Raw genomic sequence first — 250 nt, 5'->3', positions numbered from 1 at the left:
AGCCGGGCGGGCAGCCCGAGCACGGTCCGCCGCTCGCCGGCCGTCGCCGCCCGGGGGGCGTCGACCAGGGCGGCGACGGGCCGCCCGAGGCGCCGGCCGATGGCTGCGCCAGCACCGACCGCGACCGCCGCGTAGGCGGCGGCGAGGATCCCGTCGGTGCGGCCCAGGCCGGCCAGGCCCCGGTGCCGGGCCTCGGGCGGGAGCGGCAGGACCACGCCGAGGAGGATCACGACGATCGCCGCCCCGATCA

The 250-nt window shown here is 82.0% G+C and carries 1 protein-coding gene; it reads right to left on the bottom strand.

Annotated elements, in window-relative coordinates; genetic code table 11:
• Positions 1 to 250, bottom strand: a 250-nt coding sequence (locus ACZ3HG_RS24415) for a hypothetical protein (protein WP_465335062.1), incomplete at both ends; no start/stop codon positions are given.

This window comes from Erwinia sp. PME.40.26/001, assembly GCF_055556675.1.
The sequence above is the reverse complement of the archived record's forward strand: the minus strand, read 5'-3'. Positions and strand labels throughout refer to the sequence as shown.